32 protein-coding genes and 2 pseudogenes are annotated in these 25,366 nt (G+C 52.0%); 33 read left to right on the forward strand and 1 reads right to left on the reverse strand.

Annotated features, from left to right (window positions below; genetic code table 11):
• Window positions 1–12: 12 nt before the first annotated feature.
• Genes Q9L42_RS05270 through Q9L42_RS05320 form a run of 11 tightly spaced genes read left to right on the forward strand, consistent with a single transcriptional unit; the run spans window position 13 to window position 9,353 of the window.
• The gene (locus tag Q9L42_RS05270) at window positions 13–723 is read left to right on the forward strand and encodes a beta-ketoacyl synthase chain length factor (protein WP_305909474.1); all 711 of its coding nucleotides are present in this window, start codon (window positions 13–15) and stop codon (window positions 721–723) included.
• Window positions 707–1,489, forward strand: a complete 783-nt coding sequence (locus Q9L42_RS05275) for a lysophospholipid acyltransferase family protein (protein ID WP_305909473.1) — start codon at window positions 707–709, stop codon at window positions 1,487–1,489. The genes Q9L42_RS05270 and Q9L42_RS05275 overlap by 17 nt, the downstream gene beginning before the upstream one ends.
• Window positions 1,470–1,727 carry a phosphopantetheine-binding protein gene (locus Q9L42_RS05280; RefSeq protein WP_305909472.1) on the forward strand — a complete coding sequence of 86 codons (258 nt, stop codon included), beginning with the start codon at window positions 1,470–1,472 and terminating at the stop codon, window positions 1,725–1,727. Before Q9L42_RS05275 ends, Q9L42_RS05280 begins: the two co-directional genes overlap by 20 nt.
• Window positions 1,728–1,734: 7 nt before the next feature.
• Window positions 1,735–1,983, forward strand: coding sequence for an acyl carrier protein (locus tag Q9L42_RS05285; RefSeq protein ID WP_305909471.1), 249 nt, complete (start codon window positions 1,735–1,737; stop codon window positions 1,981–1,983).
• Window positions 1,983–2,534, forward strand: a complete 552-nt coding sequence (locus Q9L42_RS05290) for a hypothetical protein (protein WP_305909470.1) — start codon at window positions 1,983–1,985, stop codon at window positions 2,532–2,534. Before Q9L42_RS05285 ends, Q9L42_RS05290 begins: the two co-directional genes overlap by 1 nt.
• Entirely contained in the window at window positions 2,524–4,236 is a 1,713-nt protein-coding gene (locus Q9L42_RS05295) for an AMP-binding protein (protein WP_349432186.1), read from the forward strand. The genes Q9L42_RS05290 and Q9L42_RS05295 overlap by 11 nt, the downstream gene beginning before the upstream one ends.
• On the forward strand, window positions 4,233–4,967 hold the full coding sequence (locus Q9L42_RS05300) for a glycosyltransferase family 2 protein (protein WP_305909468.1): 735 nt from the start codon (window positions 4,233–4,235) through the stop codon (window positions 4,965–4,967). The genes Q9L42_RS05295 and Q9L42_RS05300 overlap by 4 nt, the downstream gene beginning before the upstream one ends.
• Window positions 4,964–5,887, forward strand: a complete 924-nt coding sequence (locus Q9L42_RS05305) for a hypothetical protein (RefSeq protein ID WP_349432188.1) — start codon at window positions 4,964–4,966, stop codon at window positions 5,885–5,887. The genes Q9L42_RS05300 and Q9L42_RS05305 overlap by 4 nt, the downstream gene beginning before the upstream one ends.
• Complete coding sequence (locus Q9L42_RS05310) at window positions 5,880–7,409, forward strand: HAL/PAL/TAL family ammonia-lyase (RefSeq protein WP_305909466.1); 1,530 nt, start codon at window positions 5,880–5,882, stop codon at window positions 7,407–7,409. Before Q9L42_RS05305 ends, Q9L42_RS05310 begins: the two co-directional genes overlap by 8 nt.
• Window positions 7,402–7,824 carry an acyl-CoA thioesterase gene (locus Q9L42_RS05315; RefSeq protein ID WP_305909465.1) on the forward strand — a complete coding sequence of 141 codons (423 nt, stop codon included), beginning with the start codon at window positions 7,402–7,404 and terminating at the stop codon, window positions 7,822–7,824. Before Q9L42_RS05310 ends, Q9L42_RS05315 begins: the two co-directional genes overlap by 8 nt.
• Entirely contained in the window at window positions 7,821–9,353 is a 1,533-nt protein-coding gene (locus tag Q9L42_RS05320) for a phytoene desaturase family protein (protein WP_349432191.1), read from the forward strand. The genes Q9L42_RS05315 and Q9L42_RS05320 overlap by 4 nt, the downstream gene beginning before the upstream one ends.
• An 85-nt stretch (window positions 9,354–9,438) precedes the next feature.
• On the opposite strand, the gene Q9L42_RS05325 is transcribed toward Q9L42_RS05320, so the two are convergent.
• Window positions 9,439–10,422, reverse strand: coding sequence for an integron integrase (locus Q9L42_RS05325; protein WP_305909463.1), 984 nt, complete (start codon window positions 10,420–10,422; stop codon window positions 9,439–9,441).
• A gap of 197 nt (window positions 10,423–10,619) precedes the next feature.
• Between Q9L42_RS05325 and Q9L42_RS05330 the strand changes: the two genes are divergently transcribed.
• The 22 genes and pseudogenes from Q9L42_RS05330 (at window position 10,620) to Q9L42_RS05435 (ending at window position 24,926) form a co-directional block, all read left to right on the forward strand.
• Window positions 10,620–11,186 (forward strand): hypothetical protein, encoded by a 567-nt coding sequence (locus Q9L42_RS05330; RefSeq protein ID WP_305909462.1) that lies wholly within the window; start codon window positions 10,620–10,622, stop codon window positions 11,184–11,186.
• 75 nt (window positions 11,187–11,261) lie between these two features.
• Window positions 11,262–11,453: pseudogene (locus Q9L42_RS05335) on the forward strand (transposase); the annotation flags it as partial.
• Window positions 11,454–11,644: 191 nt separating this feature from the next.
• A complete protein-coding gene (locus tag Q9L42_RS05340; RefSeq protein ID WP_349432193.1) occupies window positions 11,645–11,836 on the forward strand; it encodes a DUF4160 domain-containing protein in 192 nt (63 codons plus the stop codon).
• Window positions 11,837–11,839: 3 nt separating this feature from the next.
• Window positions 11,840–12,088: a DUF2442 domain-containing protein gene (locus Q9L42_RS05345; RefSeq protein WP_305909460.1), complete on the forward strand. Its 249-nt coding sequence runs from the start codon at window positions 11,840–11,842 to the stop codon at window positions 12,086–12,088.
• A 91-nt stretch (window positions 12,089–12,179) separates the two neighbouring features.
• Window positions 12,180–12,368: a hypothetical protein gene (locus Q9L42_RS05350; protein WP_349432196.1), complete on the forward strand. Its 189-nt coding sequence runs from the start codon at window positions 12,180–12,182 to the stop codon at window positions 12,366–12,368.
• A gap of 131 nt (window positions 12,369–12,499) precedes the next feature.
• Window positions 12,500–14,113: pseudogene (locus Q9L42_RS05355) on the forward strand (ISNCY family transposase).
• A gap of 95 nt (window positions 14,114–14,208) precedes the next feature.
• Window positions 14,209–14,616 carry a hypothetical protein gene (locus Q9L42_RS05360; RefSeq protein WP_349432198.1) on the forward strand — a complete coding sequence of 136 codons (408 nt, stop codon included), beginning with the start codon at window positions 14,209–14,211 and terminating at the stop codon, window positions 14,614–14,616.
• 164 nt (window positions 14,617–14,780) lie between these two features.
• A complete protein-coding gene (locus Q9L42_RS05365; protein ID WP_305909458.1) occupies window positions 14,781–15,116 on the forward strand; it encodes a hypothetical protein in 336 nt (111 codons plus the stop codon).
• 13 nt (window positions 15,117–15,129) lie between these two features.
• On the forward strand, window positions 15,130–15,789 hold the full coding sequence (locus Q9L42_RS05370; RefSeq protein WP_305909457.1) for a hypothetical protein: 660 nt from the start codon (window positions 15,130–15,132) through the stop codon (window positions 15,787–15,789).
• A gap of 94 nt (window positions 15,790–15,883) precedes the next feature.
• On the forward strand, window positions 15,884–16,102 hold the full coding sequence (locus tag Q9L42_RS05375; protein ID WP_305909456.1) for a hypothetical protein: 219 nt from the start codon (window positions 15,884–15,886) through the stop codon (window positions 16,100–16,102).
• 128 nt (window positions 16,103–16,230) lie between these two features.
• Complete coding sequence (locus Q9L42_RS05380) at window positions 16,231–16,506, forward strand: DUF6444 domain-containing protein (RefSeq protein WP_349432201.1); 276 nt, start codon at window positions 16,231–16,233, stop codon at window positions 16,504–16,506.
• 520 nt (window positions 16,507–17,026) lie between these two features.
• Window positions 17,027–17,374, forward strand: a complete 348-nt coding sequence (locus tag Q9L42_RS05385; RefSeq protein ID WP_432648879.1) for an IS66 family transposase — start codon at window positions 17,027–17,029, stop codon at window positions 17,372–17,374.
• Complete coding sequence (locus Q9L42_RS21440) at window positions 17,368–17,802, forward strand: IS66 family transposase (protein WP_349431147.1); 435 nt, start codon at window positions 17,368–17,370, stop codon at window positions 17,800–17,802. Before Q9L42_RS05385 ends, Q9L42_RS21440 begins: the two co-directional genes overlap by 7 nt.
• A 212-nt stretch (window positions 17,803–18,014) precedes the next feature.
• On the forward strand, window positions 18,015–19,169 hold the full coding sequence (locus tag Q9L42_RS05395; RefSeq protein ID WP_305909455.1) for a cytochrome P450: 1,155 nt from the start codon (window positions 18,015–18,017) through the stop codon (window positions 19,167–19,169).
• Window positions 19,170–19,300: 131 nt separating this feature from the next.
• Window positions 19,301–20,023, forward strand: coding sequence for a ferredoxin--NADP reductase (locus tag Q9L42_RS05400; protein WP_305909454.1), 723 nt, complete (start codon window positions 19,301–19,303; stop codon window positions 20,021–20,023).
• 16 nt (window positions 20,024–20,039) lie between these two features.
• Complete coding sequence (locus Q9L42_RS05405) at window positions 20,040–22,337, forward strand: nitric-oxide reductase large subunit (RefSeq protein WP_305909453.1); 2,298 nt, start codon at window positions 20,040–20,042, stop codon at window positions 22,335–22,337.
• A 95-nt stretch (window positions 22,338–22,432) separates the two neighbouring features.
• On the forward strand, window positions 22,433–22,762 hold the full coding sequence (locus Q9L42_RS05410) for a cupin domain-containing protein (protein WP_305909452.1): 330 nt from the start codon (window positions 22,433–22,435) through the stop codon (window positions 22,760–22,762).
• Window positions 22,763–22,812: 50 nt separating this feature from the next.
• A complete protein-coding gene (locus Q9L42_RS05415; RefSeq protein WP_305909451.1) occupies window positions 22,813–23,187 on the forward strand; it encodes a DUF488 domain-containing protein in 375 nt (124 codons plus the stop codon).
• Between the two features lie 16 nt (window positions 23,188–23,203).
• The gene (locus Q9L42_RS05420) at window positions 23,204–23,830 is read left to right on the forward strand and encodes a uracil-DNA glycosylase family protein (RefSeq protein ID WP_305909450.1); all 627 of its coding nucleotides are present in this window, start codon (window positions 23,204–23,206) and stop codon (window positions 23,828–23,830) included.
• A gap of 76 nt (window positions 23,831–23,906) precedes the next feature.
• Window positions 23,907–24,074, forward strand: coding sequence for a rubredoxin (locus tag Q9L42_RS05425; protein ID WP_349432737.1), 168 nt, complete (start codon window positions 23,907–23,909; stop codon window positions 24,072–24,074).
• An 81-nt stretch (window positions 24,075–24,155) separates the two neighbouring features.
• On the forward strand, window positions 24,156–24,503 hold the full coding sequence (locus Q9L42_RS05430; protein WP_305909449.1) for a cupin domain-containing protein: 348 nt from the start codon (window positions 24,156–24,158) through the stop codon (window positions 24,501–24,503).
• Between the two features lie 201 nt (window positions 24,504–24,704).
• Window positions 24,705–24,926 carry a hypothetical protein gene (locus Q9L42_RS05435; RefSeq protein WP_305909448.1) on the forward strand — a complete coding sequence of 74 codons (222 nt, stop codon included), beginning with the start codon at window positions 24,705–24,707 and terminating at the stop codon, window positions 24,924–24,926.
• The last annotated feature ends 440 nt before the right edge of the window (window positions 24,927–25,366 follow it).

The raw sequence follows: 25,366 nt of genomic DNA on the forward strand, positions 1-25,366 counted from the left end.
TTTATCAGCGACATGCAACAGCATTTCATATTACAAAACTGGGCGGTCTGGCCGCCCTTGCTGCCGAATCCGGAACAGGATGCGCTTAGGGAAAAGGCGTTGTTGGCAACCGTGCCGAAGATGTTGAAACGGCGCTTGAGTCCGTTGGCTAAAACGGTGTTTTGCGCCGCCAATCAGTGTATCGATGAAGCCTGGATGGCGCCGACGGTATTCAGCTCCAGTCATGGCGAACTGGCCAAGTCTTTCGCGATGCTGGAAACGCTGCAAGCCGGCGAGGAAATTTCCCCGACCGCCTTCAGCCTGTCGGTGCACAACGCCATTGCCGGGCTGTTTTCGATGGCCTGGCGGAATAAACTGCAAAGCACCGTCGTCGCCCCCGGCGAGGAGGGCATGGCGCCGGGATTCATCGAAGCCTTAGGGCTGTTGCAGGAGGGCGCTGAGCAGGTTTTGCTGGTGTTTTATGATGAGCCGCTGGTCGATTTTTATCCTTCCGCGCCGTTCAAGGTCTCGATGGATCAAAGCTGCGCGCTGGCTTTGCGTATCGCCGGTCAGGGGGAAGGACAGCGGATGACGATGTATTCATCGCCGGCGAGCGGGAACGATGGCGAGCAAGCCTTACAGTTACCGGCTTTCATTCGTTTTTTGGCCGACTCGCAAACCGAACTGATCGTAAAAACGTCGCGCCACAGTTGGTGTTGGGAGAAAGATGGGCAAACAGATTGATTATGGCTGGCGGTTGTTTGCGACCGGTCTTAGCTTCGCCGTGTTCGGCATCGGCGGTTTTTTGCTATGGGTTCTGGTTTTTCCGCTGTTGAATAGCCTTCCCGTCCATCGGGAACGAAAGATTCGGCGAGCGCAAAAGTGCGTGCAGCTCAGTTTTTATTTTTTTATCGGCTTCATGCACCGAATCGGCGTCATGACCTACCAAATTACCGGCCTGGAAAAGCTTAATCGGCCCGGCCAACTGATCGTCGCCAATCACCCGACCTTGGTCGATATCGTCTTTTTGATCAGCAGGATTCCGGCGGCAAACTGCATCGTTAAGGAAAAGTTATGGCATAATCCCTTTACCAAGGGCCCCATCATCAACGCCGGATATATCAGCAATGGCGATCCGGAAAAAATGATCAACGACTGCGTCGACTGTCTGCGTAGGGGCGGCACGATGATTATTTTTCCCGAAGGCACCCGCTCGGTTCCGGGCAAAGCTTACAAATTTCAGCGCGGCGCGGCGGCTATCGCCTTAAAGGCCAATGCCATCGTGACGCCCGTTACCTTGAGTTGTGTTCCCAGCACACTGACCAAAGCCGAGAAATGGTATCAGATTCCGGAGCGCCGTTTTCATTTGGCAATGCGGGTCGGAGATGATATGGTGCTGGACGATTTTCAGGCGATGGAGCCCAAAACACTGGCCGTCCGTCGTTTTAACCGCTATTTACAGGACTATTTTAGCCAACAAAGAGAACGCTATGAGCAGTTTGGAGAATGAATTAAAACACCTCATTATTGAATCGCTGGACTTGGAGGATATCGGCGTAGACGACATAGACAGTCAGGAAGCCCTTTTTAATGAAGGGCTGGGATTGGATTCGATCGATGCGCTGGAATTGGGGTTGGCTATCAGAAAAAAATATAATGTCCGGATCGATGCGGAAAAAGACGATGTGGTGAAAATATTCGCCTCGGTCGCCGCGCTGGCTGAATTTATAGAATCTGAACGGAACTGAGGATAGTATGTGCAATCGCGATGACATTCTGCGGATGATTAGGGACATCATGCAGGATATGTTTGAAATTGAAGCGGACGAGGTGACTTTGGACGCGCGTCTTTACGAAGACCTGGATTTTGACAGTATCGATGCGGTCGATATGATCGTCAAGCTGAAAGAGATGACAGGCCGGGCGGTCAAGCCGGAAGACTTTAAAAACGCGCGCACAATCAACGACGTGGTGGAAGCGGTCTATAAACTGATTAATGAGTGATGCGCAGACTGACTAATGGCGTGATCGCTGCGTTGACGCTGTTATACCCCTTGGCCGTTTATTTCGGCATCCGTTATATCGAACCCTGGCAAATCGCCGCGGCCCTGGCGTCGCTGCTGTTGCTTCGGCTGCTGAGTGGCGGGACGGCCGGCACAGGCGACCGCTGGTTGGCCATCGTCGCGGTGCTCTATTGCGGTTTTGCCGTCTGGCACAACAACCTGATGACGTTGCGCTTCTATCCGGCTCTGATCAATCTCGGCTTGTTGCTTATTTTTACCGCCAGTCTGTATTTTCCGCCTCCGGTGATCGAACGGTTGGCGCGTCTTCAACATCCCGACTTGCCTCCCAAGGGAGTGCTTTATACCCGCAAGGTGACCCAGGTTTGGTGTGCGTTTTTCCTGTTGAACGGTCTCGCGGCGGCTGCGACGGCGCTGTGGAGCAGCTTCGCCTGGTGGAGTCTGTACAATGGCCTGCTGGCTTATGTGCTGATGGGCTTATTAATGACAATCGAGTATTGGGTGAGAATACGGACTCAGGAACATGTGCGCTGAACTGACTTCTCTGCCCCGCTGTGCGCTGGCGGAAGACGGGGCGCCGATCATCGCCGTGCATCGAGGCCAGCCTATAGACCGCCGGCAATTTAGCGCAGAGGTCGGCGTTTTAGCGACGGCGCTTAAACAACAACCGCAGAAGCATTACGCCTTGTATTGCGATGCGGCTTATCCATTCGCGGTGCGCTTGTTCGCCTTGCTGCATGCCGGCAAGCAGGTCTGGATTCCCGGCAATAACCGGCCGGCGAGCGCGGACAAATTGATCGAGCGCGGTTGCCGATTGTTAGGCGATTGGCCGGGGCAAGAGAGTGACGTAGAGTGTGTCGACGAAGGACGCGCACTTGCGCCCTTGAGATCGAACGCGACGACGCCACTGGACTTGCAACATGCGCAGCTGACCCTTTTCACCTCCGGCTCCAGCGGCGAAGCGAAGGCGATCGCTAAAAGCCTGGCTCAGCTGCAAAGCGAAGTGGAGGGCTTGGAGCGGCAGTGGGGCGATAGCTTAGGACGAGCCGCCGCCGTGGCGACGGTCAGTCATCAACATATCTACGGGCTATTGTTCAGATTGTTGTGGCCTCTGGCTGCAGGCCGAATTTTTCACAGCGAGATGTTTCTGAGTCCCGAACCGATGCTGAGGGCCGTGGCCTCGACGCCGGCCTATTGGGTCGCCAGCCCGGCCCAGCTGAAAAGATTGGATGAGCTGAGCGATTGGGGGCAGATTGCCGAGTTGAGCGCGATATACAGTTCCGGCGGCCCGTTGCCTGCCGAGTCGGCCAAGTTGATTGAGCATCATAGCGGCCAGCAGGTCACCGAAATCTACGGCAGTTCCGAGACCGGCGGCATCGGCTGGCGGCGCATCGCCGAAGGCGCAAGCTGGACGCCTTTTACCGGCATTCGCCTAACGCCAGAAAAGGACGGTTGCTGCCGACTGGCATCGCCGTATTTGCCCGAACCGGGGCATTGTCGGCTCGATGATCGCATCGACGTGCATGAAGACGGCCGTTTCACCTTGTTGGGCCGGCTAGATCGCATCGTCAAGGTCGAGGAAAAACGCCTGTCGCTGGACGAATTGGAGCGAGCCCTGGCTGACTCGGATTGGGTCGTTCAGGCGCACTGCCTGCTGTTGAGCAATCACAGGGACCGTATCGGCGTCGTCGTGGTCTTGAGCGCAAGCGGTCAAGACCGTCTGCAGCAGGGCCGGAACACGATGATCAGGCAACTGAGAAAAGAGCTGATGCAGACCTTCGAGACCGTGGTGCTGCCGCGCAAATGGCTGTTTATCGATGCGCTGCCGCTTACGCCGCAAGGAAAAATCGATAACGCCTTGCTGATGCCTTTGTTGCAACAAGAGCATAGCAAGTTTCCCCAACTGCTTCATTGTCGGCGTCAAGACAATATAGTCACGCTGAGTCTGCGTATTCAGCCGGAGCTGGCCTATTTCGACGGCCATTTTCCCGAGCAGCCGATTCTGCCGGGCGTCGCACAACTGGCCTTTTGTGAACACTACGGCAAGCTTTTTTTTGCGATTGAGCAACCGTTTTTAACGATGGAAGTGATCAAATTCAAAAAAATCATTCAGCCGTCCGCGTTGATCACGATGACGCTGGAGTGGCGGGCGGATAAAGGCAAGCTGTATTTCGAATTGGGTTCAGAAGCCGGTTCGCACAGTTCCGGGCGTATGGTTTATGGGGAGCGCGCATGAAAACCTGCATCGTCATCCCGGTTTACAATCATCCGCAAGCGATCGTTCAGGTTGTCGAACGCCTGAAAGCCTACGATCTGCCTTGTTATTTGGTCAACGACGGCAGTTCGGAGGCTTGTTCGGCGATCTTGAGAGGGATCGCCGAACAGGAAAAAGGTTGGATCACGCTGTTGGAAAGACCAAGCAACGGCGGCAAGGGGGCGGCGGTCAGCGATGGTCTGCGGCGGGCGATCGCAGACGGCTACAGTCATGCCGTTCAGATCGATGCCGACGGCCAGCACAAGCTGGAGGATCTGGGGCGCTTTTTGGCGTCCAGTGAGCAACATCCCGACAGCTTGATTTTGGGCAAACCCCGCTTCGATGCCACGGTGCCGAAAGGCCGGCTCTACGGGCGCCAGTTCACCAACCTGTGGATTTGGATCAACACGCTGTCATTCGCGATCGCCGACGGCATGTGCGGCTTCCGTTGTTATCCGCTGGCGGCGGTCGAGAAGTTGCTGAATTCGGCGCGCTTGGGCCGGCGCATGGATTTCGATATCGAAATCGCCGTGCGCCTTTACTGGCAGGGCGTCGACGTGGTCAATCTGGAAACGGAGGTGCAGTATCCGCTGGACGGCGTGTCCCACTTTCAGATACTCAAGGACAACCTGTTGATTTCCGGTAAACACGCGCAATTGTTTTTCGGCATGTTGTGGCGTCTGCCGCGTCTGCTGTGGAGGCGCTTTCGATGAGTCATTGGGCGCAAATGGAGGAGCGGGGCATCATCTGGGGCATGCAGGCCTTGTTGAAGGTGTACCTGCTGTTCGGCCGCAAGGTGTTGCAGTTTTTTCTCTATCCGGTGGTCAGTTATTATTGGTTGGTCAACGGCAAGGGCCGCAGGGCCAGCAGGCAGTATCTGCGCCGGGTATCGACCTTTATGCCGGAGTCAAAGATAGACACCGGTTTGCTGGGCAGCTACCGGCATTTCATCGGCTTCGCCAATGCCATCATCGACAAGCTGGCGGCCTGGAGCGGCGCGATCTCGTTGCAGGATGTCGACTATCATGGCCGCGAGGCGATACAGCGCCATATTCAACAAGGCGAGGGGGTGCTGATTCTGGGCTCGCATCTGGGCAACCTGGAAGTCGGCAGGGTGATCGCCTATCTGGGCAACAAGGTCACCGTCAACGTGCTGGTGCATACCAAGCATGCGGAGAAGTTCAATAAGCTGTTGAACCGTTACGCCGAAGCCGGCAGCATGAATCTGATTCAGGTCACCGAGATCAATGCGGCGACGGCGATGCTGCTGCAGGATAAGATCGAGGCCGGCGAACTGGTCGTGATCGCCGCCGACCGCACGCCGATCAATGCCGGGAGCCGGGTGGCGCCGGCCCGGTTTTTGGGCAAGACCGCGTTGTTCCCTCAGGGCCCGTTCATCCTGGCCGCGCTGCTGAAGTGTCCGGTCTACACGCTGTTTTGTCTGAAGCGGGGCGGTAGATATGGTATTTATTTCGATCCTTTCAGCGACGGCCTGTCGTTTCCGAGAAAACAACGCGAGACGATGATACGACGCTGTGTGCAGGATTATGCCGAACGTTTGCAACACTATTGTCTGAAAGAACCGCTGCAATGGTTCAATTTTTATGATTTCTGGACCGATGAAAATGACTAAGCAGATCATCATGGTCGATGGAAAAGGAATGACGATCGAGGATATATGCCGGGTCGCCGAAGCCGGAGCCCGGCTCGAATTAAGCGATGCGCCTGCCTTTGTCGAACGCATCGACAAGGGGGCGCGCTTCATCGAAACCCTGTTGCGCGAGGAAGGCTTCGTCTACGGCGTCACGACCGGCTATGGCGATTCCTGCACCGTGTCGATTCCATTGGAAAACGTCGCCGAACTGTCCAAGCATCTGTATACCTTTCACGGATGCGGCATGGGCGCGCATTTCGACCCACAGCAGACCCGGGCGATCCTCGCGGTGCGTTTGAACAGCCTGGCTCAGGGCTATTCCGGCGTGCGCTATACCTTGCTGCAACGGATCGCCGAATTGCTGAAGCACGACGTGTTGCCGTTGATTCCGCAGGAAGGGTCGGTGGGCGCCAGCGGCGATCTGACTCCGCTGTCCTATTTGGCCGCGGTGCTGGCCGGCGAGCGCGAGGTATTGTATCAGGGCGAAAAGCAGCCGACCGCGAAGGTGTTTAGTCGGCTCAATATCGAGCCGTTGACGCTGAAACCGAAAGAAGGGCTGGCGATCATGAACGGCACCGCAGTTATGACCGCGGTGGCCAGTCTGGCCTATAGGCGCGCAGAATATCTGGCGCGCTTGTGCACCCGCATCACCAGCCTGGCATCGGTTGCCTTGAACGGCAACGCCTATCATTTCGACGCCAAGCTGTTTTCGGTCAAACCGCATGCCGGGCAGATCAGGGCCGCGGCGCGCATTCGCGACGATCTGCATGTCACCGAACAGACGCCGCGCAACGACACCCGGCTACAGGATCGCTATTCGCTGCGCTGCGCGCCGCATGTGATCGGCGTGCTGGAAGACGCGCTGCCGTGGCTGCGGCAGTTCATCGAAAACGAATTGAACAGCGCCAACGACAATCCGATCATCGACGCCGAGGGCGAGCATGTGCTGCATGGCGGCCATTTCTACGGCGGTCATATCGCTTTCGCGATGGACAGCCTGAAGACGGCGGTGGCCAATCTGGCCGATCTGCTGGACCGGCAGATGGCGCAGTTGATGGACCCGAAATTCAATCACGGCCTGCCGGCCAACCTGTCCGGCGCCAAGGGCAAGCAGGCGGTGCTGAACCACGGTTTCAAGGCGGTGCAGATCGCCGTCTCGGCCTGGACCGCCGAGGCCTTGAAGTTGACGATGCCGGCCAGCGTGTTTTCGCGTTCCACCGAATGCCACAATCAGGACAAGGTCAGCATGGGCACGATCGCGGCGCGTGACTGCGTGCGCGTGCTGGAATTGACCGAACAGGCGGCCGCGGCGATGTTGATCGCGGTGGTGCAGGGCGCAGAGCTTCGAGGCAATACAGCAAGTTTGAGCGAAGGCTTGCGCGAAACGATGGCGCAGGTCAGAGGCCGCATTCCGTTGCTCGACGGTGATCGGGCCTTGGAGCAGGAATTGCGCCTAGGCGTGCAACTGATCCGCGAGCGGCATTGGAGGCTTTATGACTAAGGGCATCGTCAGCTGCGAAGTCGAAATCGACGTGCCGTTCTTCGATGTCGACCTGATGGAGATCGTCTGGCACGGCCACTATGTCAAATATTTCGAGGTGGCGCGCTGCGCGCTGCTCGACAAGATCGGCTATAACTACATGCAAATGCGCGAGTCCGGTTACGCCTGGCCGGTCATCGATCTGCGCGTGCGCTACGCCAAACCGGCCAAGTTCGGCCAGAAGCTGACCGTCCATGCCGAGTTGTGCGAATGGGAAAACCGCCTGAAGATCAACTATAAGGTCTGCGACAAGCTGAGCGGCGCACGCCTGATTCGAGGACATAGCTGTCAGGTCGCGGTGGACATCGCCAGCGGCGACATGTGTTATGAATCTCCTGCGATCTTATGGGAAAAACTGGGACTGACGAAACCGTGACCGATTACGACGTCATCGTCATCGGCAGCGGCATCGGCGGTCTGACCGCCGCCGGCCTGCTGGCCAAGGCCGGCAAGTCGGTGCTGGTGCTGGAAAGCCACGACCGGCCCGGCGGTTACGCCCACGGCTTTAAGCGCAAGCGCTATCATTTCGATGCCGGCGTGCACCTGATCAGCGGTTGCGGGCCCCGGGGTTACCGCGGCGGCCAGGTCATCCACAAGGTGTTGCGGGCGTTGGCGGTTGAGGATGAGATTCAGTTCATCGGCATCGACCCGTTCAGCCACGCTTATTATCCGGGCTTCAATGCCGGCCTGCCGCAATCGATCGAAAACTTTATCGCCGAGTTTGGTCGACGGTTTCCCGAGCAACGACAGGGGCTAAACGACTTGACCCAATTGTGTCTGCAGGTGGCTGAGGAAATTACCGTTGCCGACGAGATGATGGCCGAGGTCGATCACGAACAGGCGCAATGCTTGCTGCCGGCTTTGTTCAAATACCGCAAGTCGACGCTGGCCGAGGTCGCAGAGCGGTTCATCACCGATCCGGAGCTGCTGGGGGTGTTCGCCAGCAACTGGCCTTATCTGGGCCTGCCGCCGTCGGAGGTATCCTTCGTCTACTGGTCGACAATGTTGATCGGCTACATGGTCGACGGCGCCTATTACTGCAAGGGCGGTTTCCAGCGATTGGCCGATACGCTGGTCAACGGTCTCAAATGCCATGGTGGCGAAATCCGTTTCAAGGCCAAGGCGGAGAAAATTCTGATCGAAGACGGCGCCGTCGCCGGCGTCGTCGTCAAAGACCAACGTTTTTCAGCGCCAATGGTCATTTCCAATGCCGATATCCGCCATACCGTATGCGAGATGGTCGGCGAGCAATACTTTCCGCCGCGCTATATCCAACGCATCAAGAAAATGCGCCATTCGCTGTCTATCTTCGTCGTCTATCTCGCTACCGATCTCGATTTAACGGCGATGAACCTCGCCCACGAGTCGTTTTGTTACTCCGATGTCGACCATGACCGCAATTTCGCCCGCACCGTCGATGGCGAGATCTCCTGGCTCAGCATCACCGCGCCGACCCTGGTCGACCCGGAACTGGCCCCCCCCGGCCAGCATCTGCTGATGTTGACGACGCTGTTGCCGTATCAGGCGACCGAATCCTGGAAGCAAGCCAAGCCCGGTTATATGGACGCGTTGATCGAGCTCGCCGGACACTATATCCCCGGCCTGCGACAACATATCCTGTTCAGCGAAGGCGGCTCGCCGGCGACAATGCGGCGTTACACACAAAACTATCAGGGCGCCGCTTATGGCTGGGACGTGTCGCCATCCCAGGTCGGCCCGGCCCGCATTCCCAATCAGTCACCGCTCAAGGGACTCTGTTTCGCCGGCCACTGGACCTCGCCCGGCGGCGGCGTCTACGGCGTCAGCGTCTCCGGCGTGCAGGCCGCACAAAAGGTCTTGGGAATCAGCAAGCAGGCCGAGTTTTGGCGGCAGCTGAATGAGGTGAATGAAGGTCGGCCATCGTAGCGTGCATTCCCTGCACCAGAGTCGGCCATTGGGCCTCGCCCGGCGTTCTACGGCGTCAGTTTTGGATGCGCATTGCGCACCATGTTCACAGAGCCAAATCGTCCAATGGACTGACCGTACCATGCCCACCCAGATTCAACACATGGGTGTAAATCATCGTCGTTTCCACATCGTTATGGCCTAAAAGAGCTTGTATCGTGCGGATGTCGGTGCCGCGTTGCAATAAATGGGTGGCGAAGCTGTGACGGAATGTGTGGGCGCTGATTTTTTTACTGATGCCCAATTGCCGCACCGCTTTTTTGATTGCTTTGTTGACGGCCGATTGATCGATATGATGGCGTCGTGTCATCGAACTGCGCGGATCTAGCGATAGCGTTTTTGCAGGAAACATGTATTGCCAACCCCATTCCTTGTCGGCGTTGGGGTATTTCTTTGCCAGGGCGAATGGGAGATAAACCGAGCCATATCCTCTCTCCAGGTCTTGCTCATGAATCAATTTGACTTTGGCCATATGCGCGCTCAATTGAGTCGTCAACGAAACCGGGAACGTTGACACTCTGTCTTTCTCGCCTTTGCCCGACCGGACCGTAACTTGCCTATAATCGAAATCGATATCCTGAACTCTCATCCTAACTGCTTCAGTAATTCGCAAGCCGCTGCCGTAAAGCAGTTTGACGATTAATTGAGGAACGCCGTCCAACAAGGCGATAATGTTTTTGACCTCGTCCTGCGTCAAAACGACCGGAATTCGGCGGTTTTTTCTTGACCGTACCGCATCGATCGGATTGTCCAGAGCTTGATCGAGGACTTTTCGGTATAGAAATACCAATGCATTCATAGCCTGGTTCTGAGTCGCCACCGAAACTTGGCGTTCAACAGCCAGATGAGTCAGGAAATCTTCGATTTTCTTTTCGCTGTCGATAAACAACTCAGATCTGTCCGTCAGTCGGTGATATCTGACATACTGTTTAATCCAGTCGCAATAACTGCGTTCGGTATGGATCGAGTAATGCCGAAGACGCATGACGCGTCTTACTTCGTCCAATAGGGTGGGTTTCTGGCTTGACATAAAGTGGCTTAGCAACTAGAGTCATTCGCAATAATACGCAGGCCAATATGCCTGATTTATCGGTTAATATCAACTTATCAAGGTAAAAATGCCTGTTTTTTCGGATATGCAGGAAAAAATTCCCGAATTACCAGTAATTATCAACTTATCAGGGAAAATTGACCTGATAATCAGTGGTTATGAACCAAGGAGGAGCTATGGCGAAACATGAAATTTTAATAATTGAATCTCGGAGTCCACAAGATATCTTTGATGATCGTTTTGAAGCTGGCACTTTAAAGCAGATTTTAAAGTTGCAAGAAGTGCATGCGAAACACATAGAAGTTGTAGATCGTGAATATTTGGCTAAAGCTATAAAGTACGCCGAAAAAGAACATATTCGCTACGTACATTTTAGTGCTCATGGTAATTCCAATGGTTTTGCGTTAACTGACGGTGATTTTATAACTTGGAGCGAGTTTGATGAAATAGCTTGGCCTCGGCTTAAAAATATCTGTTTATGTTTCTCAAGCTGTAGTGTTGGACAAGGTGCTGATGAGTTGTTTAACTATCATAAATCTTTTTGCAACGCTATAGTTGCCCCGACTAGAAACGTTGGCTGGGGAGAAGCATTGGTTGCATTTTCTGCTTTATATCATCGAGCATTATCAACAGATACCTCAACTGCACAGGACGTAAAAGTATTAAATCATATTGTTGGAGCCGGTACTTTTCGTTTGATTGAGTCACCCTATCGGACTACAACTTACGCTATCGGCTCATAACAAGTGCATGTTGTCGGACTGGTGTAGTTCCCCCGGTTTAGTGGACCCCTCGATCTAATTCAGACGAGGTGAAAAATGCCAGCGTACAAGAACCAGGAGAAGACAAGGCAGTACACGAATGAGTTCAAGGCCAAAGCTGTTAAGCTGACCCATCTGAGTGGGGCAAGCGTGAAGGGTGTTGCGGAAGCACTGGATATCCATCCCTTCATGCTGTCCCGCTGGCGAAAAGAGTATCGGGAAGGCAAGATCGTGGCAGATAAACGCGAAATCAAGGGGTCAGCCAACTTGATTTTGTCTAACTCTACTCCTTTTTAATTTTTTTCATTTCAAGCTGGCTGACCCCTTGAGCTTTCGCTAATACGCCCTACGCGGGCTGAGGAGCGAAGAAGGGAAAACCACACGTTACGTTCTAAGAATCGGAGGCGGGTGACCGCCTTCGGTGACCGGGTGGGAGGATTGTGATTCCTTTCCGCCCCCCCTTCGATCTTGACCCCTTCGATCTTCTCAATATTGATACACTTGAAATGATTGAAGGTGATTTACCCAAAAGAGCAAAGAAATTGGTTATCGAGTGGGCAAAGATGAACAAGGATGAAATGAAAAAGATGTGGGATAGTCAAGAATTTCACAAATTGCCTCCCTTGGAGTGATAAATGAGATATCCAAAAGTAAAGTCAGCATTAGCAATTGACAATCACACATTGGTTGTTGAGTTCGACAATAATCAGAAGAAAAAATACGATGTTACTCCGCTGTTAAATAAGGACATGTTTTATCCGCTAAATAATCCTGCTTTTTTTAAGGCCGTCAGGGTTGAGCAAGGCGGGTACGCTGTAGTTTGGAATGAGAATATAGATATTAGCGAATATGAGTTGTGGAGTCATGGTCAAGCAATGCCATAACAAAGCAAATTCACTCGGACTGCCAAAAGCTGCGCCGCTTCGCTATGCAGCTGTTGGCAGCCGGTGATTTGCGGCGTTATGTTTTTAAAGCATGAGTCCTGAAGAACTCGTAATCCAAGCTCACAAAGAGCACTTTGAAAGCAACAATCTTATAGAAGCGGAGCAGCTTTATCTGCAAGCAGCAAATATGGGGAGCGGCCATGCTGCGCACGAATTAGGAGTTCTATACATAGTGCCTGACCGAAAATTGATTATCCCTAAAATAATCAATGGGATATAATGAATTCCGGGAAATGAGTTTGCAGCCCAAAATCACGATTGTTGCGTTGCTCAATCCGTAAGGTACTGATTTTGGGTGAGCGCCGCCATAAAAATTTACGAAAACCAGAAATCTTCGTCCGTTGAAATCCTATGCGCACCGTCAAGAATCCGCAAATGAGCCTCGGTCAGGTCGATATTGCCGACATCGAGATTAACCTCAAATCCAGAGACGACATCCCGCAACTGCTGCTAGGGTTGCAGTACATCTATACCACGCCCGAACTGCGCGACCGTGTGTTCGCCATCCTCGAGCAGGTTATTCCCTACCGAAGCGGTCAGGGCCTTAGCGAAGCAGAGCGTCAGCAACCCGCTGACCCAAGGCGCGGTCGGCCCGGCCTGGAACAATGGAAAATTCTAGTGCTGGGCGTTTTGCGTCTGGGCCTGAATACCGACTACGACCGCATCCATGAACTGGCCAACCACCACAATACCATTCGACAGATGCTGGGCCATAGCGACTGGTGTGACGACACGAAGTATTCTCTCCAGCGCATCAAAGACAATCTAAGGCTGTTCACCCGGAACTGTTCGATCAAATCAACCAGGAAGTGGTCAGAGCCGGCCATGCCCTGGTAAAAAAAAAGCCAAACGCTGGGCCAACCGTCCGCAGTGACTCGACTGCCGCCGCGACGGTCGACCACAGCGATAAACTGAGAGGGCGGTGCGATTCCTTTGTGGTCGAAACCGACGTCCATTTTCCGACCGACATCAACCTGCTGTATGATGCGATCCGCAAAGCTATTGAAGAGAGTCATACGCTGGCGAAACACTATGACCTGCCGGACTGGCGTCAATACCGGCACAACATCCGGCGACTCAAACAACAGTACCGAAGAGCTCAACAGCTCAAACGCTCCACCAGCCAGGATGAAAACAAACAAGCCGTACGGGAACAAGCCATCCAACAGGCTCATCAGACCTACCTGGACCTGGCGAGCGCCTACCTGGGCAAATCCGAGCGCACCTTAAAACAAGCCCTGGACCGTGGCGCCCTGGCCGATGAAACGCAGCCGTTGCAATCCTACCAGGCCTATGCCCGCCTGCTGCTGGACCAAATTGAGCGCCGCGTCATACGCAGCGAAACCATCCCTCATGCCGAAAAGATCTTCTCCGTGTTTGAACCGCACACCGAATGGATCAGCAAAGGCAAAGCTTCCGCTCCTGCTCACGCTCCTTACCTACATCCCTGTAGGCAAAGCAGGCGTCCCGGTTGAGTTGGGTTTAAGGGTCTGCGTGATGGAGGACCACCATCGCTTCGTTCTTCACCACCTAGTGATGGAAAAGCAAACCGATGACAAAGTCGCCGTCGACATGGTCACCGAAACGCGCCGGCGCTTCCCCGAACTGACCGTGACCAGCTTCGACAAAGGCTTTCACAGCCCGGCTAACCAAAAGGAACTGAAAAATCATCTGGAACAGGTGATTCTGCCCAAAAAAGGCCGACTCAGCGCCGCGGATCAAGCGCGGGAAGGCAGCAATGCTTTTAAACAACTACGCCACCAACACTCCGCCGTGGAATCGGCCATCAATGCCCTGGAGCATAACGGCTTGGATATCTGCCCCGACCACGGCCTCGATGGCTTCAAACGCTATGTCGCACTGGCGGTCGTCTCGCGCAATATCAATCGGTTGGGCGCCATCCTGCGTCAGCAGGCGCAGGCGAAAGAAAAACGCAAGCGCGGCCCCTACCAACAAGCGGCCTGAACAATACCATCGGAGCGAGAAAAGGCTCACTACAGGATAGTTGCGCCCGCAGACCGGTGAATGGCCCGCTAATGAAGAAATCAGACGAGACAGCGATGGATTTTTTCCGGAAAATGGCCTGGGTTGATCAAAATGAGTGTGGCAAAAGTTGGGTATCGGTTGAAAAAAAAGCTTTTTCTGTCAGACACTACATAGTTGGGGGAAATGGCGTCACTCCAGATAGCACTAGGAGTCAGTATTGGCTGGAAAGGTCATTGGAGTCTGGTTTTGAAGAAACAATTGCAACAGATCCCACTTGGTTCAGAAAGGATGTAAGTGAACTAAATTATCGGCTATACATTGGCAATATAACTCTTCATTTTGCAACGTTCGAAGCTGCCAAGAAAGAATCTGAAAAGCTTATGCTTGGTGAACCAGAACTCAGGATTGAAATATTAACTGAAACAGAAGGCGTAGATTTTTGGGCGTATGAATACGAAAACAAACAATGGATGCCTTCTTGATGCATAGTGAAATAAAACATAACAAGCGCATAAACTCGGACCACAAAAAGCTCCGCTGTGCTCCGCTTTTTGCGCCCGGTTATGCTTGTCGTTATGCGGCCCTACGACGCAACCTGTCGCCCATACGGCGAAAGCTGAAAGAATAACGAGCCAAAGGAAACAATATGCCAAATTTTGATCAAAACTTCGAAGCTACTCGCCTTGCCATGCTTGCCAAGCAATACCCTGAGGTTGTGAAAGAAAATGGCAAAGTGGTTTTCTGTGCGGAAGATAATGAGGCTCGCTTGAGCGGCACTCGTTGGATGGTTGAAGACGAAATTTTTGAGAAGGCTACTGAGTCAGGGTTCAAAGTGCACCTAATTGAATTGCTTGATAATTTTATTCAATATCGGGATCAATGCAGTGAACTACCGAAAAAGGAAGGTGTAGTTCATTTTGGTGATGGTGGCTTAAATATCGAATGGCTGCCTCACGGGTCTACTGACTTATCCAATAGTTAATTTGAGTTTACTCATGGATAATAAAGAAATTTCCGAAATAAGTTGTATTGATGAGTTGATGGCTGCTTGGAAAGAGGCATTCCCGGAGGGATGGCACTTCAACCACGACGGTGTGATCTCAAAAGAGAATTGGGATATTAGTGGAAAAAGAGTTTTGTTTGTTTTAAAGGAAACAAATAAAGCCAAGCAGAATGTTGTTACTGCGATCAATAGAGCTATTGACGTTAAGAAAAGTGGATGGTGGAAAGGAAAGGTTCTTCGTCGGGTGGGACGATGGGCTTACGGGATTCAAAATTATGATGGGGTTGTGCCGCCACTCAAAGATGCAAAGCTAAATGAAAAAAACGCAATTAAGAACATTGCATACATAAATATAAGGAAGACTTCTGGGAGTGCTACAACCAATAAGAAGGCGTTTGATACACATGCTAGTGAGTTTGCTCCTTTTGTTAGAAGGCAAGTTGAGTTGATAAAGCCTGATGTTGTTGTGCTTTGCGGTACATATAGTCAAGTTAAACGCTATATATTCCCCGAGATTAAAAAAGTGAGTGAGCGGGTTCATGTGCATGAGGGGGTTGTCTTTATTAACGCTTTCCACCCTGCCGCAAGGAAAAAATCGGCAATTCTTTACCATCAAGTGCTCGACAATTATCACGCTTACAAAAATCTTTAAAATTTGAGAACTGCGCATAACAAGTTGCTGCACTCGGAAAAATCACTCGCTACGCTCCTGATTTTCCGGTGAGCAAGGCGTTAAGTGTAAAAAAATGAAGCACGGACTAATTTGCCAGCTAGATGAAAGGAACGGAGAAACGGTTCTGGTTCTGCATGATGCGGCTAAGACTGGAGCCAGCTTTCAGGGTGCCACTCTTTTCACTGAACTGCCTGAACCTATAGAAATCGCCATTCACAATAAAGAGTTAATGGCGCAGCTCGCAGAGAACATTCTCATTCGTCTAGCTATTTTAAATGGCATTGAGATATGAAGTTTCCAAATGGGCGAGAGGCGCAAATAGGGTAAGTATTCACACACCCTAGCTGAAAATACAAAATAATTGACAAACCGACACAAGAACATTGTACAAATCCATTAAGAAGCCTTAGTATTTATCCCATGCAACTCAGTAACCAGGACCTAAGCCAAATCGATGAAGACGAGCTTCTCAATTTACCGGAAGAGGAATTACGTTACCTATCGATTAAGTTACTTAACGACCTAAAAGAAGCGCGTGAGCGCTTAAGCCAAAATTCGCGCAACAGCTCTCGTCCACCTAGCAGCGAAGCGCCTTGGGATAAAGCAGCTACAGATAATACAAACGATCAAGAACAAACGGAGATCGATAAGTCTGCTGAAACGGAAGACACCGTCACCCCCCCCGTCGCCTTCTAAAAAAAGATCAGCAACAGTCCGCTGATCCTAACAATGAACATCAAGAACCCCGCAAACCCGGCAAACAACCAGGCGCACAAGGCTTTGGCCGAACACAAAAGCTAGCCATTACCCACTATCAAGATCATTACCCTGAAATATGTGCCTGCTGCCATCAAACATTAGAGCCGCGTCATGCTATCGCCTATGCCGCGTATGAAACAATCAATGTCGAATGGGGCGATGTTGAGCATCCAGGCATTCTAGTCACCCATACCAAGCACACTCTCTATGAAGTAGTGTGCGCCAATGGACATATCACGCGCAAAGAAGTCAGTCGTAGCAGTCATGCTCAATTGCCGGGTATTAGCCGAACTGAATGGCGTTTAGTGGGGCCTGGACTGGCAGCAATGATTGTTTGTCTTGCCTACCGTATGCGCCTATCGCGTGAGCGTATTCAGGAATTTTTATATGACTGGTTAGGTATTAAATTAAGTGTTGGCACCATCAATAATACCCTGCATGAAGTGGCGCAGCGGCTATGCCGCTTGAAGATGAGTTTGCACAAGAAATCATTAACAGCGAATTGCTGCATGTAGACGAAACCTCCTGGATGGAGCACACGACTTTTCTTTGGTTATGGGTGTTCAGTACGAATCGCGTCACAGCCTATTGGATTGCTACGCGTAGCGCTGAATTATTGGAAAATCTTTTAGGCGACGACTTTAATGGTTGGTTAATGAGCGATGGCTACACGGTTTATCGCAAATATCTGAGTCGGTTACGTTGCTGGGCTCATCTTCTGCGTAAAGCGAAAGGGCTCAATGAAAGCTTAAACAGAGACGCCCAGCTTTTGGTCAACAAACGCACGATTTACTGGCTGTGTTGATAGGTGCGGTACGCAAAGCGCGAATAACACCACCTGATACGCCACTTTCTGAAACTTATCGCCTGCAATTACTGCTCTATCAGCAGATGTGTATACAAATGAAAACCCATGAACATAAGAAAACAGCAGCATTAGCCACGGAAATGCTAAATGACTGGACAGCTATTTTTCAAGTTCTGGATCAACCGCATCAGCCCTTAACGAATAATGAAGCGGAGCGAGCGTTGCGCCACTGGGTTATTTTACGCGGCATTTGCTATGGCACGCGCTCGGAAAATGGGACGCGTGTGTTCGCTATTTTAATCAGCGTCATTGAAACCTGCCGCAAAAGAAATCAGTCACCGTGGATTTATTTGGCACAAGTGATCGCAAGTCAGCGGTCAGGCTTGCCGGTACCGGCCTTGCCAATTGTTAGGGTGTCTGAATAATTACTCTGTGACTGCTATTTATGTCGAGGAATTAAAAGGTTTACCTTTAGCACTTCAAATTTCGGCATTAGCGTATGAATGCGCCGGGGTAGTTTTGGTAAGCTCTATTGACAGCGTGGGTGCTGTCAATAGAGCTCACATGGACGTATTCATGGCGTCCTTTGACGGGTACTCCGGCGCTGTATTTTGACTAACAAAGGATATAATTAACCATGAACGATAAGAAAACGCCCGATTGGGATCCGAGATCGGAAGATGTCCTGCGTGACCAGCGTATGGCCTATGATCAAATGCGTGAACATTGCCCCGTTGCGCATAGCGAGCTCATGGGGTGGTCGCTGTTCCGGCATGAGGATATTACTCGCGCGCTGCATGATCATGAAACATTCAGCAACGCGGTATCCGAACACCTCTCCGTACCTAACGGGATGGATCCCCCTGAACACACTATATATCGCCGTCTGATTGAGACTTATTTTGTCCCAGAACGTATGGACGCCTTTGAACCCCTGTGTCGGGAGATTGTCCTGACTTTGGTACGAAGCGCCCTTGCCCGTGGCGAGGTAGAGCTGATTAACGATTTTGCCCAGCCTTTCGCGGTACGTGTCCAATGCGCCTTTCTCGGTTGGCCGACTGCTTTGCACGAACCGTTGATTCGCTGGATTATTAACAAACACGAGGCAACCCTGGCACAGAATAGACAGGCACTTGCAGAACTCGCGCGCGAGTTCGAAGAGTTCATTGACGTCACGCTGGAAACCTGTCGCCACGCCGGGGCAAAGTCTGACAGCAATGTCACCTCCGCCCTGATACAGGATACAGTTGGGGGGCAGCCGTTAAGGCGCGAAGAAATTGCCAGCATTCTGCGGAACTGGACCGTCGGAGAGATTGGTACTATTTCCGCTGCCGTTGGCCTACTTGTCCACTATCTTGCACTGCATACTGAGCTGCAGATGCAATTACGCGCTGAGCCAGATATTTTGCCCACCGCAATCGACGAAATTCTTCGAATTCACGCTCCTTTGGTAGCTAACCGGCGCATCACAACCCACCCCGTGAAAATCGGCGGTCGAGAGTTGGGAACCGGCGAGCGAATCTCTCTTAACTGGATGGCTGCAAACCGAGACGGACGTGTTTTTGAAGCGCCGGACACTTTTCGTCTGGACCGTGACCCCAGCAAGAATCTTCTCTATGGCGCCGGGATCCACGCATGTCCCGGGGCACCGTTGGCTCGTATGGAATTACGAGTGGTAATTGAAGAGCTGCTGAAACATAGCACCTCGATCGAGTTGGTAGCGGATCAATCACCGACTAACAGCCGCTATCCAGCAAGCGGATTTTGCACATTGCCCTTGAAGATCCAATAACCGCTATGCTTGAAGCGATTGCGCGAGGTTAAACTGAATACGTCATTGAGCAGTGCCGTGGCGGTAAAGGTAGGCTTTCGATTACTGCGTTGCGTGTACCTATTTTCAACAAGAATGCATGGAAATTAGTCATGTCCAACTACACCGTCAAACTGAAGTTCAACCGCGAAATTGCTGAAGGAACCATGGCGTTTCATTTTGAAAAGCCTGCCGGTTTAAGCTTCAAAGCAGGTCAATTCGGCAATCTGACGCTGATAAACCCCACTGAAACCGATGCCGAAGGCAACACACGAGCATTTTCATTTGCCAGCGCCCCTTACGAAGACGAGCTTATTTTTGCGACCCGCATGCGCGACACGGCGTTCAAGCGGGTATTAAAAACCATGCAGCCCGGCGCCGAGGTGATGCTGGATGGGCCTTATGGTTCGTTTACCTTACATAATAAAGCCAGTGCCCCGGCTGTTTTTCTGACCGGCGGTATAGGCGTCACACCGGTCAGAAGCATTGTGCTGCAAGCCATTCATGATGGGGTACCGCACCGAATCCTGGTTTTTTATGCTAATCGAAGACCGGAAGATGCGGCCTTTCTGGACGATTTGTCCGTGGTACACGCTGCCAACCCAAACTATACCTTTATCGGCACCATGGCCGAGATGGAAAAATCCAGTCGCGAGTGGGATGGTGAAACAGGCTTTATCAATAAAGCCATGCTGCTGAAGTTCATCGACGATCTGGCCCTACCCATTTTTTACCTAGACGGCCCTGCGCCGATGGTAAAGGCGATGCGTGACATGTTGAGCGAAGCGGGTGTCGATGAAGACAACATCCGCACGGAAGAGTTTTCAGGTTACTGATGAAGGTTGAAACACCATGAATGTTGCCGCACATCCCCTAACTGCAGTGGATTCCGCGCTTTCTCCCTGGTGGCTACGCACGGTGTTGATCGTGATGGCGCTGGGCTTTGTGGGACTAATCGCCATCACATCGTTGGCCTATCGCAATGCCCCGCCGATCCCCAAACAGGTACTTGATGCACAAGGGCTACTGTTGTTTAGCGGTGACGAAATAAGTGAGGGCCAGGCAATCTTCCTCAAATACGGATTGATGAACAACGGCAGTATCTGGGGCCATGGTGCTTACCTGGGACCGGATTATTCGGCCGAGGCACTGCACCGTATCGGCGAAGATACCGCCACGACCATTGCGCAGCAGCAATACCAACAGCCACTTTCCGCACTGACGCCCGGCCAATTGGCGGCTGTGTATGCGCAAACAGCAGTCGAGCTAAAAGCCAATCATTATGATGCCACCAGCGCAACGCTGCGTTTGACTCAAGCGGAGACAGCCGCCTACCATAAGCAGATTGCTTACTGGACGGAATATTTTCTGAACCCCGAACGTAACGGCGGGCTCCAGCGCGGCCTGATCAGCGATCCCACTGAATTACAGCGGTTTTCCGCCTTCGTTACCTGGACGGCCTGGGCCTCGGTGACCAACCGCCCCGACAAGAACTACTCCTACACCAACAATTTTCCGTATGACCCTAGCGTCGGTAATACAGCCGTTCCCGGCGCACTGTTGTGGAGTGCATTGAGTCTTATCGTATTGCTGGCCGGCATTGGCATCGTACTGTTGATGTTCGGCAAATTCGATTATCTGGGTTGGATTAGCACCGGACAGCATGTACACCCCCATCTGCTACCGGGTCAAGCCAGCACCGGCCAGCTGGCACTGGTGAAATTTTTTGTGGTGGTCGCTTTGCTCTTTCTTGCCCAGACTTTGGTGGGCGGTGCAACGGCGCACTATCGCGTCGATCCCGGCAGTTTTTACGGCCTTGAACTGGAGGCCATATTTCCCAGCAATCTGATGCGTACCTGGCATCTGCAATTAGCCGTTTTCTGGATCGCTACCGCCTTTGTCGCCGCGGCCTTGTTTCTCGGCCGATCGCTACGCAACGATGAACCACGCTGGTTTGCCGGCTGGGTTCATCTGCTATTCGGTGCTTTCGTCGTGGTCATAGGCGGCAGTCTGTTAGGCGAGTGGGCGGGTATTTCACAAATGCTGGGTCAATGGTGGTTCTGGCTTGGCAACCAGGGTTGGGAATACCTGGAACTCGGCCGTCTGTGGCAGTACCTGCTTATCGTCGGTCTGCTGGTTTGGTTTACGCTTTTATTAAAACTAGTGCAGCCGGAATCCTTGTGTGAGCCAGTCGCAAAACCTTTGATAAGGCTGTTTCTGCTGGCTTCCCTGGCAATTCCGCTGTTCTACATACCGGCACTATTTTATGGCGCCAAGACTAACTTCACCGTGGTCGATACCTGGCGTTTTTGGATCATTCATCTATGGGTCGAAGGTTTCTTTGAATTCTTCGCCACCACATTGGTGGCATTGATATTTTATCAACTGGGACTTACCCGGCTTAATGTTGCGCTGCGAGTGATTTACCTCGATGCCATTTTATATTTCGCTGGCGGCCTGATCGGCACCGGCCATCACTGGTATTTTTCTGGCCAGAGCAGCATCAACATGGCAATGTCGGCCATGGTCTCGGTACTGGAAGTGGTGCCGCTGACACTGCTAACCCTGGACGCCTGGGATTTTGTCCGCACTACACGTGCTGACTGCGATGTTTGCGGCAAATCAGTCGCCATACCGCATAAATGGACATTCTACTTTTTGATGGCTGTCGGCTTCTGGAACTTCGTCGGCGCAGGCATTTTCGGCTTTCTAATCAACCTGCCTATCGTCAGCTACTATGAGGTGGGCACCCAACTGACGCCCAACCATGGTCATGCCGCGATGATGGGCGTATTTGGCATGTTGGCATTGGCGCTGATGGTCTTCGTGTTGCGCCAGACCAGCAGTGATACGCGCTGGGTCGGCATTGAGAAATACGTTAAGCTCGGATTTTGGGGCAGCAATGTCGGTCTGGCTCTGATGTTAATCTTGAGCTTGTTCCCCGGCGGCGTGCTACAGGTCTGGGATGTTGTTCAGCATGGTTATTGGCACGCGCGCAGCCTTGACTACATTGGCAGCGAGCGGTCGCGCCTGATTGAATGGCTACGACTGCCCGGTGACTTGGTGTTTATTCTATTGGGTGCCGTACCGTTGCTTACAGCGTCCATCAAAGGATGGTTGGGGGTGCATCGACAGCTTGAGCAGGTTTGAAATTGGTAATGATTAGTTTGAGAAAGTAGCGACTTTTTTTCGTCGCCGGATTGTTACCTTGTGTTTGATAAATTTAAACGTATGAGGAAAGATTTATGGCTACACATCACGCATCATCCAATGAAGTTGTTGACTTGGCAACTTGGGCACAAGACGTCCCGAATGAAAAATCAAAAGTCATTATGAAAACAGACGACATGGAACTTGTCCGCCTGGCTCTTCCGGCGGGTAAAGAATTTGCAGATCACAAAGTTTCAGGACCTATCGTGGTTCATTGCATAAGCGGAAAAATTGAGTTTGTAGCCATGCAGACAACACAAGCATTAACATCCGGCCAGCTAGTTTATTTAATGCCGGACGAACCGCACGCCGTGAAAGCCGTGCTGGATTCAGTGGTGCTACTCACAATCATCTTTAAAGCCTAAACCGTTAGCGCCATGCCGGATAAATTATTCAAGTAACGCTGCTCTATACCATGATGCAACAGCCAAAACAACATTATCGGTTCAGGATTAAAAGGGTATACGAACTGCCGGACAAGCATGACGGCCGACGCATCCTCGTGGACAGGCTCTGGCCGCGCGGTTTGACAAAGGAAAAAGCAAGCATTGATCTGTGGCTCAAAGATATCGCTCCCAGTACGGAGCTGCGGAAATGGTTTGACCACGACCCGGGCAGGTGGGAAGCATTCAAGGAACGGTATCTAGATGAACTCAAGGGTAATCACGAGCAAATCCAGCGCTTAAAGCAGGAACTGGACAAGGGTATCGTGACGCTCGTCTATGCAGCAAAGGACGAAGAGCATAACCAGGCAATTGTGATCCAGGAAAACGATTGGCTTTTCCTTTAATTGGAGAGGACGATTAATGTACCACTACAGTTTGTTCGCCTGTCATGAGGAACGTCACTCCATGAGTTCATTTGAATCTTTGCTAACCGAAGTGCAAGACTGCCGTATTTGCGCAGCACATCTGCCGCATGGACCCCGGCCCATTCTACAGATGCACCCGCAAGCTCGTATATTGATTGCCAGCCAAGCACCAGGAACAAAAGTTCATGAATCCGGAATACCTTTCGATGATGCCAGCGGTGATCGTTTGCGTGAGTGGATGGGGGTGACGCGCGAAGTCTTTTACGACTCGAAACAGATCGCAATTCTGCCAATGGGTCTTTGTTTTCCCGGCACGGGTAAATACGGTGACCTTCCGCCACGGCCCGAATGCGCGGAGACATGGCGCGATCAACTTCTCGGTCACCTGCACCATCTTGAAGTGACGTTGATTGTTGGACAGTATGCACAGGCGTATCACATCAACGAAGTACGAGCCTCACTTACCGAGACGGTTCGTGGCTGGCAATCCCATTGGCCCAAGATAGTCCCCCTTCCGCATCCAAGTCCGCGAAATAATATTTGGCTTAGCCAAAATCCGTGGTTCGAGAAGGAGTTGCTCCCTATGCTTAAGCAGCGAATAACCGAGGCGCTCGAAAGATAAAAGCAATGCACCCCTTTTTTTGTTTTCGGTATCGAAATCATTGCATTAACTCTAGCTCACAGGAGAAACAGCATGTCTGATATTTAAAAAATATCAATGCAGGGAATGCGAACATATCTACGATGAAGCAAAAGGTGATCCTGATAGTGGCCTTGCTCCCGGAACCCGTTGGGCCGACATACCGGATGACTGGTCTTGTCCGATCTGTGGAGCACCTAAAGATTTTTTTAAACTGATGGAATAAGCCATCACGTCAGCCGTGACAATAGGTCTCGAAAACATCGGGCTTCTGCCTCTTTGGTACAACATATTGGAAAGGTAAATTATGCAAGCAGAAAACACACCCAAACCCAAAGGACTCGACGGCGCCGAAATCGCCAGGGCCAGCGAGTTGGTGGACTACCAGGATGGCTCCATTGTTAGCCGCGAAATTGTCAAAAAGCCAACGGGTAACGTGACAATCTTCGCGTTCGATGAAGGACAAGGCCTGAGCGAACATACGGCGCCCTTCGATGCCCTTGTGCATGTGTTCGAAGGTGAAGCGGAAGTCAGTATTGCAGGCAAACCAAATCACTTGCAAGGAGGCGATATGATTCTCATACCCGCGCAGCAACCGCACAGTCTTAAGGCGCTGAAGCAATTCAAGATGATTCTTACGATGATTCGATCCTGAATCTGGATTATCAGAAGTCTCGACACGATGTAATTCAGTTCAGCTAAGCAACCGGGATCACCACGCGAAGAAACGATGTTAAAAGGCGATCCATAAAGGTGTTTTCTCATTGAGAGTATTTGGCTTTAAAATCGGAGGGGTGCGATTCAAACTGATGTGGAGTAAATTAGATCCGAAACCCCATTTATGAGAGAGGCGACCATGACGACACGTACCTTGAGCGACCAAGAGATACTGGAAAAGCTGAACAGCCATCCGGCGCTCAGAGAGCGGATTAGCCACTTGTTGCTGGCCGTTGAAGACGAGACGGGGGATTTAAAGGAAGCCGACGCCGCCGAGATGCGCATCATCGACGAGATGAGGCAACTGGGCCATGAATCGCTGACAGTCTGGGCGCAGCGGCAAGTGATCAAAACGACATAGGAACTCAGCCAAGCGAATTCGGTATGGCGTGAGGGTAAAAAACTCTGCTGGCACACGACCTTCGGCGTCGTAAGCCTGGAAGAGCCACAATTGCGCGCAGGCAACCAACGGATACGGCCGTTCGTCCGAAGCGCCAACATCCGCCATCGAGGCACATCGCGGCCCTTGCAGCGGGTGGTCACGGATTTTGCAGCGGATGTATCTTTTGCCCAGGCGATGGATAAATTAGGGGTAGAACAAGCAGTCGTGTCACCAGCCGCCATTTGAATCTGTCGAAAACATCCGGCGGCAGGGCTGAACTGCTTTATATGAACCGGAAATGCGATGCCCCATCGGCTTTTGCTGACACTTAGCTCCTCTGAAAGCCCACGTACCGGATGACCGTTTGTTTGTAGCACGAATCACAGTAACTGTCTATCGCAGTGGATTCTTAAATGGCC

The organism is Methylomarinum sp. Ch1-1 (genome assembly GCF_030717995.2).
GTDB classification, from domain to species: Bacteria; Pseudomonadota; Gammaproteobacteria; order Methylococcales; family Methylomonadaceae; genus Methylomarinum; species Methylomarinum roseum.

Coding starts and splice junctions, on each gene's coding strand:
- Q9L42_RS05270 (WP_305909474.1), top strand. CDS start 13: ATGCAACAGCATTTCATATTACAAAACTGGGCGGTCTGGCCGCCCTTG.
- Q9L42_RS05275 (WP_305909473.1), top strand. CDS start 707: ATGGGCAAACAGATTGATTATGGCTGGCGGTTGTTTGCGACCGGTCTT.
- Q9L42_RS05280 (WP_305909472.1), top strand. CDS start 1,470: ATGAGCAGTTTGGAGAATGAATTAAAACACCTCATTATTGAATCGCTG.
- Q9L42_RS05285 (WP_305909471.1), top strand. CDS start 1,735: ATGTGCAATCGCGATGACATTCTGCGGATGATTAGGGACATCATGCAG.
- Q9L42_RS05290 (WP_305909470.1), top strand. CDS start 1,983: ATGCGCAGACTGACTAATGGCGTGATCGCTGCGTTGACGCTGTTATAC.
- Q9L42_RS05295 (WP_349432186.1), top strand. CDS start 2,524: ATGTGCGCTGAACTGACTTCTCTGCCCCGCTGTGCGCTGGCGGAAGAC.
- Q9L42_RS05300 (WP_305909468.1), top strand. CDS start 4,233: ATGAAAACCTGCATCGTCATCCCGGTTTACAATCATCCGCAAGCGATC.
- Q9L42_RS05305 (WP_349432188.1), top strand. CDS start 4,964: ATGAGTCATTGGGCGCAAATGGAGGAGCGGGGCATCATCTGGGGCATG.
- Q9L42_RS05310 (WP_305909466.1), top strand. CDS start 5,880: ATGACTAAGCAGATCATCATGGTCGATGGAAAAGGAATGACGATCGAG.
- Q9L42_RS05315 (WP_305909465.1), top strand. CDS start 7,402: ATGACTAAGGGCATCGTCAGCTGCGAAGTCGAAATCGACGTGCCGTTC.
- Q9L42_RS05325 (WP_305909463.1), bottom strand. CDS start 10,422: ATGTCAAGCCAGAAACCCACCCTATTGGACGAAGTAAGACGCGTCATG.
- Q9L42_RS05330 (WP_305909462.1), top strand. CDS start 10,620: ATGGCGAAACATGAAATTTTAATAATTGAATCTCGGAGTCCACAAGAT.
- Q9L42_RS05345 (WP_305909460.1), top strand. CDS start 11,840: ATGAGATATCCAAAAGTAAAGTCAGCATTAGCAATTGACAATCACACA.
- Q9L42_RS05350 (WP_349432196.1), top strand. CDS start 12,180: ATGAGTCCTGAAGAACTCGTAATCCAAGCTCACAAAGAGCACTTTGAA.
- Q9L42_RS05360 (WP_349432198.1), top strand. CDS start 14,209: ATGGATTTTTTCCGGAAAATGGCCTGGGTTGATCAAAATGAGTGTGGC.
- Q9L42_RS05365 (WP_305909458.1), top strand. CDS start 14,781: ATGCCAAATTTTGATCAAAACTTCGAAGCTACTCGCCTTGCCATGCTT.
- Q9L42_RS05370 (WP_305909457.1), top strand. CDS start 15,130: ATGGATAATAAAGAAATTTCCGAAATAAGTTGTATTGATGAGTTGATG.
- Q9L42_RS05375 (WP_305909456.1), top strand. CDS start 15,884: ATGAAGCACGGACTAATTTGCCAGCTAGATGAAAGGAACGGAGAAACG.
- Q9L42_RS05380 (WP_349432201.1), top strand. CDS start 16,231: ATGCAACTCAGTAACCAGGACCTAAGCCAAATCGATGAAGACGAGCTT.
- Q9L42_RS05385 (WP_432648879.1), top strand. CDS start 17,027: ATGCCGCTTGAAGATGAGTTTGCACAAGAAATCATTAACAGCGAATTG.
- Q9L42_RS05395 (WP_305909455.1), top strand. CDS start 18,015: ATGAACGATAAGAAAACGCCCGATTGGGATCCGAGATCGGAAGATGTC.
- Q9L42_RS05400 (WP_305909454.1), top strand. CDS start 19,301: ATGTCCAACTACACCGTCAAACTGAAGTTCAACCGCGAAATTGCTGAA.
- Q9L42_RS05405 (WP_305909453.1), top strand. CDS start 20,040: ATGAATGTTGCCGCACATCCCCTAACTGCAGTGGATTCCGCGCTTTCT.
- Q9L42_RS05410 (WP_305909452.1), top strand. CDS start 22,433: ATGGCTACACATCACGCATCATCCAATGAAGTTGTTGACTTGGCAACT.
- Q9L42_RS05415 (WP_305909451.1), top strand. CDS start 22,813: ATGATGCAACAGCCAAAACAACATTATCGGTTCAGGATTAAAAGGGTA.
- Q9L42_RS05420 (WP_305909450.1), top strand. CDS start 23,204: ATGTACCACTACAGTTTGTTCGCCTGTCATGAGGAACGTCACTCCATG.
- Q9L42_RS05430 (WP_305909449.1), top strand. CDS start 24,156: ATGCAAGCAGAAAACACACCCAAACCCAAAGGACTCGACGGCGCCGAA.
- Q9L42_RS05435 (WP_305909448.1), top strand. CDS start 24,705: ATGACGACACGTACCTTGAGCGACCAAGAGATACTGGAAAAGCTGAAC.